At 67.8% G+C, this 15,797-nt stretch carries 12 protein-coding genes; 4 read left to right on the forward strand and 8 right to left on the reverse strand.

The window, feature by feature from the left end:
* Window positions 1–67 precede the first annotated feature (67 nt).
* On the forward strand, window positions 68–664 hold the full coding sequence (locus NKG98_RS04885; RefSeq protein ID WP_254768542.1) for a DUF7344 domain-containing protein: 597 nt from the start codon (window positions 68–70) through the stop codon (window positions 662–664).
* A 192-nt stretch (window positions 665–856) separates the two neighbouring features.
* Here NKG98_RS04885 and NKG98_RS04890 read toward each other — a convergent pair whose 3' ends face one another.
* Together NKG98_RS04890 and NKG98_RS04895 are read right to left on the reverse strand one after the other, a co-directional pair.
* On the reverse strand, window positions 857–2,908 hold the full coding sequence (locus NKG98_RS04890; protein ID WP_254768543.1) for a right-handed parallel beta-helix repeat-containing protein: 2,052 nt from the start codon (window positions 2,906–2,908) through the stop codon (window positions 857–859).
* A 233-nt stretch (window positions 2,909–3,141) separates the two neighbouring features.
* Window positions 3,142–3,393: a hypothetical protein gene (locus NKG98_RS04895; protein WP_254768544.1), complete on the reverse strand. Its 252-nt coding sequence runs from the start codon at window positions 3,391–3,393 to the stop codon at window positions 3,142–3,144.
* 194 nt (window positions 3,394–3,587) lie between these two features.
* On the opposite strand from NKG98_RS04895, the gene NKG98_RS04900 reads away from it, so the two are divergent.
* Window positions 3,588–4,829: a sulfatase gene (locus NKG98_RS04900; protein WP_254768545.1), complete on the forward strand. Its 1,242-nt coding sequence runs from the start codon at window positions 3,588–3,590 to the stop codon at window positions 4,827–4,829.
* Window positions 4,830–4,955: 126 nt separating this feature from the next.
* Here NKG98_RS04900 and NKG98_RS04905 read toward each other — a convergent pair whose 3' ends face one another.
* From NKG98_RS04905 to mct, 3 genes are all read right to left on the reverse strand, one after another.
* Entirely contained in the window at window positions 4,956–5,903 is a 948-nt protein-coding gene (locus tag NKG98_RS04905) for a hypothetical protein (protein ID WP_254768546.1), read from the reverse strand.
* 249 nt (window positions 5,904–6,152) lie between these two features.
* A complete protein-coding gene (locus NKG98_RS04910) occupies window positions 6,153–7,334 on the reverse strand; it encodes a GNAT family N-acetyltransferase (RefSeq protein ID WP_254768547.1) in 1,182 nt (393 codons plus the stop codon).
* Window positions 7,335–7,350: 16 nt separating this feature from the next.
* Window positions 7,351–8,574, reverse strand: coding sequence for a succinyl-CoA:mesaconate CoA-transferase (gene mct / locus NKG98_RS04915; protein ID WP_254768548.1), 1,224 nt, complete (start codon window positions 8,572–8,574; stop codon window positions 7,351–7,353).
* Window positions 8,575–8,766: 192 nt separating this feature from the next.
* On the opposite strand from mct, the gene NKG98_RS04920 reads away from it, so the two are divergent.
* Window positions 8,767–10,035, forward strand: a complete 1,269-nt coding sequence (locus tag NKG98_RS04920; RefSeq protein WP_254768549.1) for an RNA-guided endonuclease InsQ/TnpB family protein — start codon at window positions 8,767–8,769, stop codon at window positions 10,033–10,035.
* A gap of 82 nt (window positions 10,036–10,117) precedes the next feature.
* Here the strand turns inward: NKG98_RS04920 and NKG98_RS04925 are convergent, their stop codons facing one another.
* On the reverse strand, window positions 10,118–11,908 hold the full coding sequence (locus NKG98_RS04925) for a hypothetical protein (protein ID WP_254768550.1): 1,791 nt from the start codon (window positions 11,906–11,908) through the stop codon (window positions 10,118–10,120).
* A 373-nt stretch (window positions 11,909–12,281) separates the two neighbouring features.
* Here NKG98_RS04925 and NKG98_RS04930 point away from each other — a divergent pair, with 373 nt between their 5' ends.
* A complete protein-coding gene (locus tag NKG98_RS04930; RefSeq protein ID WP_254768551.1) occupies window positions 12,282–13,586 on the forward strand; it encodes a hypothetical protein in 1,305 nt (434 codons plus the stop codon).
* Here NKG98_RS04930 and NKG98_RS04935 read toward each other — a convergent pair whose 3' ends face one another.
* Window positions 13,587–13,955, reverse strand: a complete 369-nt coding sequence (locus tag NKG98_RS04935) for a hypothetical protein (protein ID WP_254768552.1) — start codon at window positions 13,953–13,955, stop codon at window positions 13,587–13,589.
* 92 nt (window positions 13,956–14,047) lie between these two features.
* Window positions 14,048–15,637 carry an alkaline phosphatase family protein gene (locus tag NKG98_RS04940; RefSeq protein WP_254768553.1) on the reverse strand — a complete coding sequence of 530 codons (1,590 nt, stop codon included), beginning with the start codon at window positions 15,635–15,637 and terminating at the stop codon, window positions 14,048–14,050.
* Window positions 15,638–15,797: the final 160 nt, after the last annotated feature.

The raw sequence follows: 15,797 nt of genomic DNA on the forward strand, positions 1-15,797 counted from the left end.
GAGAGGCGTCGAACCGGCACGAGCAGCGGCGTCAGTGCGCTCCCCCCGACTACGAGGGATACCGATAATGTCGTCGATCGACACCTCGCTGCCCGAGGAGATCACGTCCGTCACCGACGCGGAGGACGACGGACGGCTCTCGAAGGACGTCATCTTCGAACTGCTGAAGAACCGCCGCCGACGCGAGGTCCTCGAGTACCTCCTCGAAGCCGAGGGGACGGTGACCCTCGGCGAACTCGCCGAACAGATCGCCGCCTGGGAGAACGACACCTCCGTCTCCGCGCTCAGTTCCGACCAGCGAAAGCGCGTCTACGTCGCCCTCTACCAGACTCACCTGCCGAAGATGGACGACGCCGGCATCGTCGACTACGACCAGGACCGCGGTCTCATCGAACTCTCGGACAACGCGGACCTGCTCCTGATGTACCTCGACACCGACGCCCACCGGCGCGACCGCTGGGACCGCTGGTACGCCGCCGCCAGCGTCGCCGGCGCCGCGCTCGTGGGCGCTGCCGTCATCGGGCTCCCGCCGCTGTCGGCCGTCTCGACCGCCGGCGTCGCTGCCGGCGTCGTCGCGGCGTTTCTCGTCCTCTCGTTTTCACACGTCGTCGTCAACCACCGCTCCCAGCGAGCCGTCGACGGCAAACTCTCCCGCATCGAGTGATCCGAGAAGGTTTTTTACGACCGACTTCGTACGTACACACGGCTCCCGACGACCGTCATCCAGTACCGGAGCAGTTCGCGTGCCAGCAACCTGTTCCCGGCGCGGGAGCCACCTTCTGTCGAGACGCCGCGCTCGCGAGCCGTCGGCGTCGGCCGCGACTCGTGGGGCGACGCGTCCGCCCGCCGCGAACGCTTACTGCTCGCGGACGTTGTAGTCGACGTGAACGCGCGCGTCACCGGAGACGGTGACGTCCTCCGGATCGCCGTCGAACCAGTAGGCGTCGAGCCAGCCGCCGACCGAGCCGCGGACGGCCCGGCCCTCGACGACGTCCTCGTCGTCGATCGAAGCGCCGCGGTGGTCCGACTTGCGGACGCGGCCGTCGACCGCGAACGAGTAGCGACTCCGCCCGTCGGCCTCGCGGCCGTCGAAGACGATGGCGTGTGGCAGGAGGTCCTGGTCGCCGTACTCGTCGGGGTCGATCGCCTCGCCGTCGAGCCTGACGGTGGCCTCGCCGCTCGTGAACGTCACGTCGGTCAGCGCCCCGGAGAACCGGAACCGCTGGGTGCCGTCGGTGACCGAACTCTGGACGGTCGATCCGGAGATCACCGTCGCCTCGTCGTTCGGGTCGTCGTCGCCGTCGATCTCGATCGTGCCGTCGACCGTGATCTCGAAACTCGAGGGACTCCCGTCGCCGACGACCTCGAGGACGTGGGGGAGCGCCTCGCCGTACTCAAAAGGGTCGACCACCTCACCGTCGAGCGTGACGGTCGCGGGGCCGTCGACGGTCAGCGATTCGAGGTCGCCGTCGAAGCGGTAGGCGTCCTTCCAGTTGGCGACGACGCCGTGGACGGCGCCGTCGTCGATCTCGTCCTCGTCGTCGATCGAGGCGCCCCCGTCGTCGGACTTCTCGACCGGGCCGTCGACGACGAACTCGTAGCGGGTGACGCCCGCCTCGGAGCCCTCGACGACGAGGACGTGGTCGGGCCCGCCGTCGAACTCGTCGGGGTCGATCTCGACGCCGTTGACCCGGACGGTCGCGGGGCCGTCGACGGTCAACTCCTCGAGTTCGCCCTCGAAGCGGAAGGCGTCGAGCCAGTTGGCGACGACGCCGCTCGCGCGCTTGCCGTCGACCGTGGCCTCGGCGTCGATCGTCGCGTCCTCGTCGGTGCTCGGCGCGACGTCGCCGGAGGCCGCGAACTCGTAGCTCGTGTTGTCGCCGGCGCCGCGGCCGTCGAAGACGATGGTGTTCGGGAGGATCCGTTCTTCCTCCTGCTCGCCGGCGGAACTCGACCCGCCCGCGGCGGCCTCCGCGGCGGAGGTCGGACAGCCCTCGGGGACGAATTCCCGGGGGTTCGAGCCGTTGCCGCCGCGGAAGTTGATCGATCCGCCCTGAACGGTACGGGTGCCCTCGTCGCCGTAGCCGCGGTCGTACTCGGTGTTCGAGACGTTCAGGACGCCCCCGCGGGCGTGCAGCGAGTAGTGGCGGCCGTTCATCGCGAGGTGGCAGTTCTCCACCTCGACCGGACCGGGGGCCCACCCCCAGACGCCGCGACCGTCCTTGTGTCGCTCGTCGTTGACGGCGACGCTGTTCGTCACCTTCCCCTCGGACAGACGGAAGTGCGAGACCCAGGAGTTCGCGGAGTAGCAGTTGTCGATGTGGATGGTGCCCCCGCCATTGCCGCCGGGCGCGGAGCAGTAAAAGGAGTTGTCGCCCATCTCCTGGATGTTGACGTTCCGGATGTCGATGTGACCGCTGTGCTGGGGGGCGACCCAGAGGCCGAGGCCGTGGCGGTGGCCGGCAGTCGCGCCGTCCCCGAGGTAGACGTTCTCGATCAGCGACCGGTTGCCGCCGCGGTCGGAGACGCCGAGGACGGCGTTCGCGTCGCCGATCCGGCCCTTGATCCCCACGTTGCGGATCGTCCAGTTCGTCCCGTGTGCGATGATCTGCGGCCAGCAACCGCCGGCCGTACAGTCGATCAGGACGTTCTCGAACGTCTCGCCGTCGTCGACGAAGAACTGTCGCTTCTCGCCGCGCGAGAGTTTCACGACTTCGTAGTCGTCCTCGTCCGCCGCGGCCGTCGTCGCGGCCGCGGCCGTCGTCGCCGCCGCCGCGGCGGCCGACCCGGCTAGCTTCAGGTACGAGCGGCGGTGGAGTAATCCACCATTACGCCCGCGATCGGCGCTCTCGCGGCCGATTCCGGCGGGTTCGTCGTCGTCGTCCAGTACCGAAGGTTCGCGTGCCATGCATTCGGGTAACCTCGGGATTCCCCCATAAACATTTCGTTCTCTCCACTATTAAAATTTACATACATTCTCTTGTTACTGGAGGATCGTTCAGAATATCTTCTACGTTTAGCAAGGATTATTAGGAGGCGGCGGCGGGTTGGCGCTCGGTAATACCGTATTACCGGTTTCGGGACGGACGGCCGGCCGCGAGTCGTGACGAGGAACCGTCAGGGTCGGCCGCCGCGGGCCGCTCAGTCGAGATAGCCGAGCGAGCGCAGGCGCGTCTCGACCTCCTCGCGGTCGACGGTCCCGTCGGGGTCGTCGTCGCTCTCGGCCTCGACGCGCCCGAGGACCTCCTCGAGGACGTACGTCACGTACTCGTCTGCGGTCTCGAACTCGGTGCGTTCGATCCGCGCGTCGACCCGGTCGACGAGGGGCGTCGGGAGTTCGACGGCCGTCGCCCGGGCGTCCACGTCAGCGTCGGTGAGGTTTCGCTGCTCCATAGCGTGTCCGTCCGGTTACTGTCCAATCGCATTGTTATTCCGCGGGTACCGGACGTTCGGCTCGCGACATCGTTCGTACCCGGAATATAATTTTCCCGTCACTTCCGCCGGCTCGCGGTGCCGCCCGCCCGCTCGACGCCCGTCGGACGGAACCCGGGCGATAACAAAGGACCGACTCCGCGTCGTGACGACCCATGACGGAACCGCGTGACGTCGTCCTGATCACCGTCGACAGCCTGCGCGCCGACCGCTGTGGCTTCATGGGGGGCGGGGCCGACGTGACGCCGACGCTCGACGCGCTGGCCGCGGACGGCCTCGTCTTCGAGAACGCCGTCGCCCCCGCGCCGGAGACCAACGGCTCGGTCGCGACGACGTTCACCGGCCAGTACTCGAACCCGAAACTCGAGTCCGACCTCTCGAACTACACCGAGCGCACTCGCGAGCACATGAGCGCGCTCCGGACGATTCCCCAGCGGTTCTCGGAACTCGGCTACGAGACGGCCGGGATCACCGCGAACCCGTGGACGTCGCGGTACTTCGCGTTCGACCGGGACTTCGACCGCTTCGAGGACACGATGGACGACAACCTCTCGAAGGGGCTCGTCGCCGAGGGGAACGACCGCGGACTCGCACGCGACGTGCTCGCGCAGGTGCTCAACTGGTGGCAGGGACAGGATATGTTCATGTCCTGGGAGTCGCTGTACGACGAGATCGAGACGACCCTCGCGGACCTCGAGTCGCCGTACTTCTGCTGGATCTTCCTCGTCGACGTCCACATGCCCTACTTCCCCGGCGACGGCTACCGCACCCGTTCGCGGCTGCTGACCTACCCGGCGAACGCCTCGCTGTTCGTCGGCAAGTACGAACTCCCGCTGCAGTCGCTGTTCCACGACGTGCTGGTCCAGTCGTACGACGACGCCGTGCGGTACACCGACGCGTTCTTCGAGCGGTTCCTCGACGACGTCGAGGGCGACCCCCTGATCGCGGTCACCAGCGACCACGGCGAGGGGTTCGGCGAGGACGGCATGTACGGCCACGGGCCGAAGGTCTCCGAGGAGGCGCTGCACGTCCCGCTGGTGGTGGCCAACGGGCCCACCGGCTCTGTCGAGCGGCCGTTCTCGCTGCGCCGACTCCCGTCGCTGCTCACCGCGCTGGCGACCGGCGACGCCTACGAGGACCTCCTCGAACCGGTCGTCGTGGGCCGCAACTACGATCCCGCCATCGCCGTCCGCGGCCGGCGGTGGCGCTACGTGTGGCGTCCGGAGGAGCAACGCGTCGAACTCCGGGGAGACGACCCGTTCGAGTGGGAACCGGCCGACGTCCCTGAACTGGCGGCCATCGGCCGGGACGTGGTCGAGGCGTTCCTCGAGAGCGAACGGGAGCGAAAGCGGATCATCGACGCCGCGTCGGACGTGGCCGCGAGCGCGGCGCTTTGAGGGGGCGGCGATCGAAACCGCTCGCGAGCCCGCGAACCCACGCGCGGAGTGAGAGGGAGTTCGGGAGCGGAGAGCCGAACCGTCGGCGGGGATCGAAGGCGGAGGGCCGAGTCGTCAGCGGAGCCGTCAGTCACGGCCGCCGGAGGCGGCCTCCTCGGGGCTCGTGGGGACGCCGTCGGGGACGACGTCTTCGGGGTTCGAGCCGTTGCCGCCCGCTTCGCTGATGTCGCCGCCGTTGGGGAGGATGCCGTCGCCGTTCCAGTCCGTGTTGCGAATGGTCACGGTCGAGCCCCGGCCGTTCGCGCCGCCGACGACCGCGTAGTGGCGGCCGTTCGTCGCGAGCTGGCAGTCGTCGATCGCGACCTCGCCCGGTGCCCAACACCAGACGCCGCGACCGGCGTAGCCGTCCTCGTCGATGCAGACCGTCGAGTTCGTCACCTTGCTCCCCTCGGAGCCGATCCGGAAGTGAGAGATGCGACAGTTGGCCGCGTAACTCGAGTCGATGTGGACGGTGCCCCCGCCCTTGCCGCCGGGCGCGGAGGCGTAGATGCCGTTGTCCGAGAACGCCTGTACGTTGACGCGCTCGAAGTCGATGTGGCCGCTGTGCTCGGGGCTGACCCAGATGGCAGTCTCGGCCGTCGAGTGGCCGGCGTTGGTGCTGCCGTCCCCGAGGTAGACGTTCTCGAACGTGCTCGTGTTGCCGCCGGTGTCCGAGACGCCGAAGACGGCGCCCGGCTTGCCGACGTCGAGTTCCCCTTTGACCGCGACGTTGCGGATCGTCCAGTCGGTGCCGTGGGCGGCGACCGTCACGCGGGCGCCGGGAGCGGTGCAGTCGAACAGAACGTTCTCGAACGTTTCGCCGCTCTCGACCCGGATGGTCCGGTCCTCGCCCGCCGAGATCGTGATGGTCTCGTACTCCTGCTGGGCGGCCGCGGTGCCGGCCACCGCGGCGGACGACGCGCCCACCGCGGCGACGGCCGCCAGCGAGCGGACGTACGAGCGCCGCGTTAACCGCGAATTACGGCCGGCGGTCGGGAGGGACGCGTCTTCGGTCGTAGGGGGTTCATGCGGCATTGCGTCCGGGTAATAAGCAGTTGGGCCCATAAACTTTTCCTTATTGACGGGGTTAAAATTTACTGAAGATTTTTAGATCTATATGGAACCGCTAGCAAACTATGACGGTTCGTGCGTGAACGAACGACCGTCGGGTCCGGTCGACCGTCGGGACCGCGCGAACGAAAACCGTCTATTACGCGGGCGGTGGAGCCGTTCCGAACGAGTAATAGACTATTATCGGCCGGTTTCGCGGTTCGGGGCGGACGATCAGCGGGTGTCCTGTTCGGCGAACGTGACGGTCCAGTTCCGCGGGTCCGCGATGGCCCGGTCGGCGACGGTCCACTCGTGGCCGTCGTCGGCGGCGATCGGGTAGGTCACCTGGGTCGTTCGGACGGTGAACTCCGACAGCGGCGGCGACTCGTCCGACCGGAAGCCGAACCGCGCGAGGAGGTCCCGCGGGACCGCCCGGCCGCTCGCCGCGAGCAGGTCGGCGTCGCGTTCGTCCTCGACGATCCGCTCGACGATCGCGACCAGTCCCTCGCGCCTGCCGTCCGCCTCGGCGAGCGGGACGACGTCGGTGAGACACGTCACGAGGGCCCCGTCGCGGACCTGCGTCCCGGCGATCACCCCAGCGATCGGTTCGCCGCCGCGGCGTGCGACGTAGGCGTCGTACTCCCACTTCGGGTTCTCGAACCGCCAGCCGTAGAACGTCTCGTTCCGGTTCGCGTGGAGCGTCGGCGGGACCGACCGCTCGTAGAGGTCGACGAAGACGCCGACCGGGACGTCGTCGAACCGCTCGACGGTGACGCCGCTCGTCCGGGGAGCGGTCGCCTCGCGCCCGCGCAGGTACAGTCCCATCGGCCCCCGCGAGAGTTTCGCCAGTAGCCGCAGGCGGTCGTCCGCGCCGTCGCCGATCAGGGCGTCGGGGTGCTGGACGCGGTAGAACGTCGGCACCTCCTCGACGATCCGCCAGCCGTGTTTGAGGCTGCCGTTGAGCGTGGCCTCGTTCGGGAAGTTGAAGAACAGCGACGGGTCGCGGTCGCGGTACCGTTCTTTCATCCGCTCGGTGGTCCGCGAGTACAGTCCCCGCCGGCGATGGTCGGGGTGGACCATGACGTCCGCCGGCTGGAACCCCCGCAGCCTCCGGTCGCCAGCGCGCAACTCGAGGGCGAAGCAGGGCTTCGTCCCGACGACCTCGCCCTCGAACGTCGCGAGCACGATGGGGACGTGGTCCGCGTAGGGGTTCTCCTCGTACTTCCAGCGGAACCACTCGTCGTTCCGGTCGCCGAGCACGAGGTCGTACAGGTCGAGAAAGCCCTCCCGGTCGCGGGCCTCGTAGGGCCGGATCACGTAGGGGTCGTCCCCGGCGTCTACGTCCGCGCGCTCGCTTTCGGTCTCGGTCGTCGCCTCCGCCGCGTCGTCGCCGGGCTGTGAGCGTTCGGTGGCCATCGTGTCCTCGTTCGGATCAGTCCTCGGGCGTGCCGCCGTCGGAGACGCCCACCTTGCCGGAGTCGCCCTCGACGACGCCCTCGACGTCGGCCGCCGGGTCGGTTTCGAGCAGTTCGCCGCGGTGCTCGTCGAGCAGGGGCGCGCGCTCGCCCGGCGACGGCGGCGTCTTCGTCATCTTCAGCGGCGTCCCCGCGATGGTGACCGTCCCCTCGGCGTCCGGCAGGGCCGACTCCACCAGCATCTCCCGCCGCTCGGCGTGTTCGCACTCGTAGACGTCGGCGACGGTCTGGACCGGGGCACAGGGGACGTCGTCGCCCAGCGCCGAGCACACCTCGTCGACGGTCCGGTCGGCGACCCAGTCGCCGATCGCCGCGCGGAGTTCGTCGCGCGCTTCGAGGCGGTCGCGGGCGTCGGGGTAGTCGACGACCCACTCGGGGCGGCCCATCGCCTCGCAGAGGCTCGCCCAGTGGTTGTCCCCGAGGGCGGCGACGACGACGTAGCCGTCCGCGGCCTCGAAGGCGTTGTAGGGAAACAGCGTCGGGTGGGAGTTGCCCTGTCGCTTGGGCACCTCGCCGGTGTAGGAGTACTGGTAGACGGCGCGCTCGGCGAGGCTGATCATCGCGTCGTACATCGCGGTGTCGACGAACTGGCCGACGCCGGTCCGGTCGCGGTAGTGGACGGCCGCGAGGATGTTGACGGCGTGGAGGACGCCCGTGAAGATGTCGCCGATGCCGAAGCCGACCTTCGTCGGCGGGCCGTCCTCCTGTCCGGTGAGGTGCATGATCCCGCCGAGCGCCTGCGCGACGAGGTCGAACGCCGGTTCGTGCTGTTTCGGGCTCTCGCCGGTGCGCGGGTCGCCGAACCCCCGCATCGAGGCGTAGACCAGTTGCGGGTTGATCTCGGCGAGCCGTTCGTACTCGAGGCCGAACTTCTCCATCGTCCCGACGCGGTAGTTCTCCACGAGGACGTCCGCCTCCTCGACGAGCGATCGGAAGTGCTCGCGGTCGGTCTCGTCGGTGAAGTCGAGTTCGAGGCTGCGCTTGCCGCGGTTGACGCTCTGGAAGTAGCCGCCGAAGCTGTCGTCGTCCTCGTGAAACGGCGGCGTCTCGCGGACGAAGTCCCCGCCCGGCGGTTCGATCTTGACCACGTCCGCGCCCAGATCCGCCAGCAGCATCGTACAGTACGGTCCACCGAGGACCCTCGTCAGATCGAGCACGCGTAAGTCGTCGAGGGCTGGCATGTGTCGTATCAGGCAGGAAGGGTGTGTCGGGCTTTGTTATGGAGGTTACAAGGCTAAAACCCCGCCCTTCAGGGCGGGGATACAGCCGACAATTCCTCCACAATCCACCGTCGATGGCAAGGCAGGATATTCCACGTTCCAGTCGTTACTTTTAATGCTGAATTTACTATAAGTTCTTATGAACACAGTACGATGCTGGAGACAACCCGTACCTATCGGGCGAAAATCGTCAATCACCAACAGGTGAGTGACGACCTCGATGACTGCGGATACTCAGCGTCCAAACTGTGGAACGTCGCTCGCTACCACGCCCAACAAGTGTGGGACGAAACCGGTGAGATTCCGTCCGAAGCCGACCTCAAGCGCGAATTAAAAGCCCACGAACGCTACAGTGACCTCCATTCTCAGTCAAGTCAGCGCGTTCTCGAAGAACTCGCTGAGGCGTTCAACGGTTGGTTCAAAAAGCGCAAGAACGACGACACGGGCGCGAATCCTCCCGGCTACCGAAAGCGAGGTGACAACCATCCGCGCTCCACCGTGACGTGGAAGCAGAACGGCATCAAGCACGACTTTAAGCACAACAAACTCCGTCTGAGCAAGGGCTTCAACCTGAAGGCCCACCGCTCGGACTTCATCCTCGCAGAGTACGAGACGCGCCCGGACGTGACCGTGGAGAACATCCAGCAAGTACGAGCCGTGTGGAACGGCGACCGCTGGGAACTCCACCTTGTCTGCAAAGTCGAAATTCCCGTCGAGGACGCACCCGGCGATAACGCGGCGGGTATCGACCTTGGTATCAAGAACTACCTCGCAATCGCCTACGATGACGGTGAGGCTGAACTATATCCGGGGAACGTCCTGAAGCAGGACAAGCACTACTTCACGCGAGACGAGTACGAAACTGAAGGCGAGTACGGGCCGTCACGTCGTGCCCTTCGCGCTCGGCAGAAACTCTCGCGTCGAAAAAACCACTTCCTGCACGCCCTCGCCAAACACATCGTTGAGAGGTGTATCGACCACGATGTTGGTCACATCGCCATTGGGGACTTGAGTCAGATTCGAGAGAACGAGAACGGCGAGGCTCGAAACTGGGGCAGGCATGGCAACAAGAAACTCCACGGATGGGAGTTCGACCGTTTCACGACGCTCTTGGAATACAAGGCTGGTGAACACGGTATTCTCGTTGACCGCACGAGCGAGCGGGACACGAGCAAGACGTGTTCGTGCTGTGGCCGGAAGCGTGACGCGAATCGTGTGGAGCGTGGCTTGTACGTCTGTGAATCGTGCGGAGTGACGATGAACGCAGACGTGAACGGTGCAGTGAACATCCGCAGAAAGATAACTCAGAGTCCCCCGACGGGGGATATGGGTAACGGTCGGTTGGCACGGCCAGTAGCCTACCTGTTCAACCAAACCTCGGGGCGTTTCGCACCGAGCGAACAGGCGAGTTGCGAACCGTAATATCCCAACGCTCGGGAATCCTCGCCCTTCAGGGCGGGGAGGATGTCAAGCATCTTCTTCGGCGTGTAAGCTATGCAAACCGTCAGACCGCCCCGTCGACGGCGTACATCCGGAACTCCTCGTTTGAGACGACTTTGTCCACGTTCGGGTCGGTCGCGATGCCTTCGAGGGCCTCCTCGTCGTGGTTGAGTTCGCGGTAGACCTCGTGTTCCCGCGTGGTGTCGTACTCGGTGACGACGAAGTAGTAGTCCAGTCCGCCGTATGCGCCGCTGTAGTCCCCCCGTTCGAACGTCTCGGGGGCGACGGTCCCCTCGCCCCCGGCGACGTAGGACGTGTCTTCGGTGGCGGCGACGCCGTATAGCCCGTCGACGAACCGCTCGGGGGAGTAGCCGTACCCGGCGTACGCGACGTCCTCCCGCGGGTGCTCGAAGGCGGACTCGTAGCCGGTCATCTGCTGGTCGGTGACGTGCTGGCCGGCGGTGTAGATCAGCGGCGACGCGAAGACGGTCAGCAGCGACAGCACCAGACAGGCCCCGAGGAAGACGGCCGCGAGCGCGTTCGACCCCGGCGTCGTCAGCGGGCGCGAGAGCCAGCCGAAGCCGCTGGCGAGGGCGACCCCCGCGAGGATCGTCACGACGACGTAGATGAACCCGACCTGCCTGAACGCCATCGTCGGCGTCCCGAAGAAGTAGACGAGGAAGATGCCGCCCAGCGGGAACAGCGAGGCGCCGAGGTAGGTGACGAACGTCCGCGTCTCGGCGTCGGCGCTGGTCCGCCCGAGCCACGTCAGCAGGACGTGGCAGGCGACGATCAGCCCGATCACCGCGGCGACGAGGAACATGAGCGCGAACAGTTCGGCCAGACTGCCGCCGATCTCGGCGAGCGAGGCGCCCCGCTGGTCGACCTCGGCGCCGCCGCCGATGTCGCCCTCGAAGAGGCCGTAGACCAGCCCGGAGAACGCACGCCGGAACCGCTCGTTGCCCGCGACCCAGGCGGCGAACAGCCCGCCGAGGAGGGCCGTGTGCGCGTACGCGGTCGGCTGTTCGAGGATCGGGTGCTCGTCCAGCCGCCGGCGCGCGAGAAACTGCACGCCGCTGATCGCGGCGAACAGCACGACGACGTTGATCATCTGCTGGGGGTGGACGAGCAGCAGGCCGGCGCCGGCGAGGACCACGAGCACGCTGAACGGCGAGACCCCGAGCGGGAGCCGTTCGAGCGCGGTCCGTCGGCGCAGGTAGGCGACGCCGGCGAAGACGACCACCGGCACGAGAAACAGCGCGTTCGAGTTCGTGTGCACGCCCATGTGCGTCGAGACGTTGTTGATCGGGAGGACGAACCAGGAGGCGATCGCCGCGAAGCCGGCCGCCGAGGCGCTCCCGGTGATGTCCCGCACCGTCAGCGGGACGAAGACGACGAACGGGACGAACAGGAGGACGACCGAGAGCAGCAGCGCCCGTTCGAGCGAGACGCCGCCGGCGAGGTGCAGCGCCGACGCGATCGAGTGTACCGCGGGGTAGAACAGTTCGTGCGGGAGCATCGTCCCCTCGACGAAGTCCCGCGCCCAGCCGAGGTGGGTGAGCGCGTCGCCCATCCCCGCGAAGCGGTAGCCCCTGACCGCGGGGAGGCTCACGATCGCCGTGACGCCGGTCGCCCCGAGGGCGATCCCGAGCGCCTGATACCGGCCGCGGCGGGCGATCGTCACGACGAGGGCGACGGCCATCGCGACGCCGATCCCGACCCACGTCGCCGTCGGGGTTCCCGAGTAGATCGACGCCTCGTAGCCGGTCGCCGGGTTCTGCCACGCCGCGAGCACTCCGCCGGCGAGCGCGAGAAAGCCGATCGCGAGGAGGACGTTCAGGCGCGGCCGCCTCATGGCGTCACCTCGTACGATCCGTTGCCGTCAACCGCAGTGACGATACGCATGGGGTGACGGTCACGTATCCGTGTATCGGGTTTGTTATACGTCTCATACCCGCGGCGCGGCCGGCCGGCCCGGCGCCGGCGTGGCCGCCGCACGGTCTACCGGCGCGGATGCGGGCGTGTAGGGGCGGGCTACGGCGCGAGCGCGGGGCACCCGGCGCGTCGCGTCTCGGTAGCCGGCGGCTGACGCCGGCGTCGCCGGCCGGTACGCCCATCCAACCGTGGCTACGGGGCGGTTTCCGCCGTTCGACGGCGGTCAACGATTCTCCCGATTTTTGTACCGTTTCGTCGTGGGACCGGCACGGACCCCTCCGGGCGCCACGCACATGTCATCGATACGCATCGACACCCTCGCCGCCGACGGTACCGTCCTGCACTGTGACATCAGCGCCAGCGCCGACCTCGACCGCTTTTTCAGCGGCGAGGCCCTCGAGGTCCGGTACGACGTCCCGATCGAGGACGTCCCCGAGGGCGTCCTCGCGATTCCGGTCCTCGCGCAGATCTGTCCGGTCGCGTGGACTCGCGGCGCCGACGTCTACGTCGACGAGGTCGACGCGACGTTCGCCCGCGCGCTAGAGGACGTGAAGGCCTCGCTGCTGGCCATGCACGACTTCCTCGACGGGGGCCGGCTCTACGCCCGGCGGGTCGTCGACGCCGACCCCGACGCCGGCGGCGAGAGCGCGCTCCTGTTCACCGGCGGCGTCGACTCGACGTGTTCGTACGTGCGCCACCGCGAGGAGCGGCCGCGGCTGGTGAGCGTCCGCGGCTGGACGATCGCACCCGACGCCCGCGACGACGAGAAGTGGGATGCGGTCCGCTCGCGGGTCTCGCGGTTCGCCGACGAGCGCGGCGTCGAGACCGACTTCGTCGAGGCGAACATGCTCTCGTTTCTCGACCACCCGATGCTGCTGGCGCACTTCAGCCGGCGCGTCGACGGCGGCTGGTACAGCTCCGTCGGCCACGGTCTCGGGCTGTTGGGCCTCTGTGCGCCGATGGCGTACGCCCGCGGCGTCGAGGACTTCTACGTCGCGGCCACCCACTGGGAAGGGATCGACCTCGAATGGGGCTCCCGACCCGACGTCGACGAGTACGTCCGCTGGTCGGGGACGCGCTGTCACCACGACGCCTACGAACTCACCCGTCAGGAACGCGTCGACCTGATCGCCGACTACGTCCGCGAGGAGGCCCCCGGCCTCGAGTTGCAGACCTGTAACGTCCGGATGGACGGCAACTGCGGCGAGTGCGAGAAGTGCTACCGGACCGCCGTCGGCCTCCGGCTGGCGGGGCTCGACCCGTCCGACCACGGCTATTCGTTCGCCGACGGCGACTACCGGGAGATCCGCCGGTCGTTCGAGCGCGGCGAGTGGATCCTCGGGGAGGACGAGCGACACATGTGGGCGGACATCCGCGAGCGCGTCCGCGAGACGGAGCCGCGGTCGACCCCCGAGCGGGCGTTCTTCGTGTGGCTCGAGGGCGCCGACCTCGAAGGGCTCGTCGCCGAGGCGGAGTCGCCGCTGCACCACCGGCTCTTCCGCGCGGGCGCGCGGAACGCACCAGTGACCGTCTACGACGCCGCGTATCCGGCGCTGAAGGCCGTGAAGACCGGCGTCGACCGCGTTCGATCGCGGTAATCAGCCGTCGTCCTCGGACTCCACGTCGACCTCGATCGGCTGGACGTCGGACTCCTCGTCGTCCCCGCTGCCGACCGGAATCTTGGTCCGGAGGTCCGCGGCGAACGACTGGACCTGATCGACCAGCGTCTGTACCTCCTCCTCGAACTGCTCGACCGACCGCTCGACGTAGTGGACCCGGCGCGCCGGGATCCGCCGGACGATGTCGTTGCCCTCCTCGTCCTCGTCGGTCTTGACGATCCAGTGGTCCTGGAAGTACGCGACGTGTTCGTTCGGGACCGTCTTCCGGACCGTCCCCTCGTCGGGGTCCTCGTAGACGATGGTCGCCTCGCCGAGGTCGCGTTCGAGTTCGAGGTCTTCCTCGACCATACCGGCGGTCCGTCCGCGACCGGGGTAGAGTCGTTGCTTGCGAACGAGGCGCTCGCGTGGGGTCGGCCGACAGAGCGGGGGCGGCGACTGGCTCACTCCATGTAGCCCAGCCCCTTCAGCCGGTCCTCGACGTCGGTGAAGTCGTCGTCGACGGTGCCGTCGCGGTCGGCCCGCGTGACCTCGACGCGCTCGACTTTCGTCCGGGCGGGCGCGGCGTCCTCGCGGAAGGCGTCGAAGAGCACGCGCCCGTCGGCGTTCTCGGGGACCGCACTGCCGATGCCGTGGAGGAGCGTGGGCGCGACGTCGACGACGCGGGCGCCTTTCAACTCGGCGTCGGGTTCGATCGAGGGGCCGCGACAGAGGACGATCCCCTCCGCCCGGTGGCTCGCGACGGTGCTTCCCGTGTCGCCGATCGGCTCGTCGGCGATGGCGTTGCGCGTCTCGTAGATCCCGCGGCCGTTGACGATGAGGTCCGGCGAGCGCTCGTCGGTCGGGAACAGGTCGTCGCCGTCGAAGACGTCGAGGATGCGCTCGCCGTCCTCGTCGGTGACCGACTCGAAGAGGTCGACGAGTTCGGCTTTCACCTCGGGCACCCGGCTCGGCGGCACGATGCCGTCGTCGAACCGTTCGGTGTCGTTGACGTAGCAGTTGCCGGCGTCGTGGACGAACGCGATCGTCGCGTCGTAGTCGACGTCGTAGAGGGCGTGGTCGCCGGGGATCTGCTCGGCGACGGAGTCGACCAGCGACCGCGGGAGCGCCGAGACCAGCAGTTCCTCGGAGACGCCGACGCGGTTGAGCGCGCCCATGACGGTCTCCCGGGAGATGCCGAGGCTCGCGAGCGCCCCCCGCGTGCCCGCGTCGTCGCGCTCGACGAGGTAGCCCTCGCGTTCGAGGTAGTAGTTGACGTAGACGAGCCGTTCGATCGGCCCGAAGCCGTGGTCGGAGACGACGTAGAGGTCGGCGTCGCGCTCGTCGACGTACTCGATCACCTCCCCGAGGAGGTCGTCGAGTTCGCGGTAGTGAGCGCGCAGTTTCTCCTCGTCCCAGACGAGATGCTGGAAGCGGTCGGGAGCGGTGTAGACGAAGAAGAACAGTCGCCAGTCGTCGTGGCGCTCCATCAGCAGCCGCATGAGTTCCCGGCGCGTGTCGAGCATCTCGTCGACGGCGGCCGGGAACTCCTCGAGTCGGTCGGCGTAGTCGGGGTAGTTCAGGCTGATCCGGTAGTCCGGGATGCGCTCGCGGACCTCCTCGGCGAACTCCGGCGGGTGGGCGAACTCCGAGTCGACCGAGGGGGTCATCATCCCCGTGACGAGCGTCCCGTCGACCTCCGTCGCCGGGTAGGTCATCGGGACGTTGCCGACGACCGCCGGCGAAACCAGTTCCCACAGCGCCGGCTGGGCGAGGTCGTGGCTGGTGTACATCCGGTGTGAGTACGACGACGAGAGATTCTGGAAGCCGTAGACCCCGTGTTTGTCCGGCCACACCCCGGTGGCGATCGACGGCCACGCCAGCGGCGTCGTCGGGGGCCGCGTGCTCTCGAGGCTCCCGGCGGCCCCCTCCTCGCGCATCCGCGCGAAGTTTGGGAGTTCGCCCTCGTCGCTCCACCGCTCGATCAGGCTCCACGGCACGCCGTCGAGTCCGAGCACGAACGCTCGCCCGGACGCAGGGGTAGATCCACTCATGATTACGATTTCAGCGTCAGCGACGCCTGCTGTGGTCGAAGTGGCGGGATGCCCGCTTTGTTATACGGCGGTTGCAGGACGGAAACGATCCCGAACCCGACACACTCCGCCGACGCTGATGGTCCGAAAATTCGGCCGCTCGCGGGCACAACGCCAGTAT

The sequence above is a fragment of the Salinilacihabitans rarus genome, assembly GCF_024296665.1.
GTDB classification, from domain to species: domain Archaea; phylum Halobacteriota; class Halobacteria; order Halobacteriales; family Natrialbaceae; genus Salinilacihabitans; species Salinilacihabitans rarus.